Origin of the sequence: Halomonas sp. 3F2F, from assembly GCF_014897805.1 — a bacterium.
In the GTDB taxonomy this organism is placed as follows: domain Bacteria; phylum Pseudomonadota; class Gammaproteobacteria; order Pseudomonadales; family Halomonadaceae; genus Vreelandella.
The window spans coordinates 1-2,091 of record NZ_JABUZE010000180.1 but is presented as its reverse complement, the minus strand read 5'-3'; the positions used below and the strand labels follow the sequence as shown (position 1 = coordinate 2,091).

At 58.2% G+C, this 2,091-nt stretch carries 2 protein-coding genes; one reads left to right on the top strand and one right to left on the bottom strand.

The annotated features are described in order from the left end of the window. Positions 1–314, bottom strand: a 314-nt coding sequence (locus INT21_RS20520) for a hypothetical protein (protein WP_226912297.1), incomplete at its 3' end; no start/stop codon positions are given. 421 nt (positions 315–735) lie between these two features. Between INT21_RS20520 and ltrA the strand changes: the two genes are divergently transcribed. Further along, a complete protein-coding gene (gene ltrA / locus INT21_RS17935) occupies positions 736–2,013 on the top strand; it encodes a group II intron reverse transcriptase/maturase (protein WP_193059771.1) in 1,278 nt (425 codons plus the stop codon). Positions 2,014–2,091: the final 78 nt, after the last annotated feature.

The following is a 2,091-nucleotide window of genomic DNA, read 5'->3' as shown; positions in this document are numbered from 1 at the left end:
TTTTTTGTTTGCCCGGCGAAGCCGGCAACCCCGGACACCTGAAAGAAGGTGTCGTCACCCCGACTGAGGGGAAGACAACCCGACTGGCAAGGGCGCCACTGGCCAACGGTGGGGTCTGAAGGAAGCCATAGGGTGTTAACGGTACACAACGCAAGTGAACCTGCTTCGGCAGCACAGGTGGGTAAGCGTGCAAAATAGCGCGACGCCCGATACTCAGTCAGGCCTGTGCTGTGTTTGAGGGTGGCATCGTTAACAGGGAGCCGGTGCAGTAACCGGGGAAGCCTGGCACCGTATCCAGTTTGTCTGGAAGGCACGCGTCAAGGTGAAAGCCAAGAGCGGGTCGGGTGTGAGGTGGCAGATGATGCCGTAGTAGTGAGGAAGTTCCGGCCTGTGAAGCCTGGTAACAGCGTGGAGGATAAAACCGGATCGACCGCTGGCGGAGGTTCAGTGGACTGGGCAAGGCCAAAAGCCTTGGTCGGATGCGAAGGGCGGAAGTCATTAATGAGAACGACGGATATTGATCCGAAGGTGGACGCTGCGTTCACAAGCTGTCCGACGGGGCAGGGAAGTGGGTCGAAGTGCGGTGGGAACACAGTGGCTTCGTCCTTCTCTGAACGAGGGAGTAGAACGACACCGTGGCGGCAGATTGCCAAGCGCTAGTACCCGGACGGGTCGTTTGAAACAGACCAGTAGCCAGACCGACGATCGGAGCCGTCATCACAGAGATGAGCAGGCATGAGGAAATACTACAGTCTTTACGGGCAGTTGCTGTCAAAGCAGCGCCTGTATGAAGCCTTCAGACACGTCAAGCGCAACAAAGGTGCGGCCGGAATCGATGGGCAGAGCCTGAGTGCGTTCGAGGTGAATCTGGAGGTGGAGCTGTCGTGTCTGCTCCTCGAACTGAAGGAAAAGCGCTATCGAGCGCAGCCTGTCAGGCGCGTTGCCATCGCCAAGGATGACGGCGGTGAACGTCTGTTGGGTATTCCCACGGTTCGAGACCGGGTTGTGCAACAGGCATTACGCAGTATCATCGAACCGCTCTTCGAACCGGACTTTCATCCCTCGAGCTACGGGTATCGTCCGGGACGCAGTGGCCACCATGCCATTGGCAAGGCGGAGCTGTTCGTGCGCCGCTACCGGCGTGAATGGGTAGTGGATATGGACTTGTCGAAATGCTTCGACACGTTAAACCACGACCTGATCATCCGCCAGTTCCGCCAACGGATCACGGACGGCAGTGTGTTGTCGCTGCTGCGCCAGTGCCTGGAAAGCGGCGTGATGGTGGGGCACCACCTTGAAGAGACGGCGCTGGGCAGCCCCCAGGGCGGCGTGATCAGTCCGCTGATCGCCAACGTCTACCTGGACGCCTTCGACCAGTTCATGAAGGCACGGGGTCATCGAATCGTCCGCTACGCGGACGATATCCTGATCCTGTGCAGCTCACGGGCTGGAGCGGAGAACGCGTTGAGGGCAGCCCACTGTTATCTGGAAGGTGAGCTGAAGCTGACAGTCAATGCCACCAAGACCCACATCGCGCACAGCGACGAGGGGATCAAGTTCCTGGGGGTGGTGATCCACACCAAGTACACCCGCATCCAGGAAAAGAAGGTGGTGAAACTTAAGCAGAAGGTGAAAGCGTTGACGAAGCGCAATCGAGGTGCAGGGCTTGCGGTGATCATCCGCGAACTGAATCCTGTACTCCGTGGCTTCGCCAATTACTTCCGGGTAGCGAACTGCGCACGGGTGTTGAAACAGGTGATGAGCTGGGTCAGGCGGCGTCTCCGCTGCGTCCAGCTCAAGCAGTGGAAGAAGCCGAGTCGGCTGCATCGAAGGCTGAAACAGTTGGGCTACCGCCCGCCGTTTAAGTACATCAAGATGCAAAGCTGGCGTAACGCGGCGTCACCGCTGGCCCATCTGGCGATCCCCAGCGCCTACTTGCATGACGATCTGAAGTTGATGGACTTAACGAAGATCAAAACGGGCATCACTGTCCCCGAGTTCGGGGTAAGTTAATGGCATGAGCCGTATACGAGGCCCGTATGTACGGTTCTGTGAGAGGGATGAGGCGGTAACGCCTCACCCTACTCGATA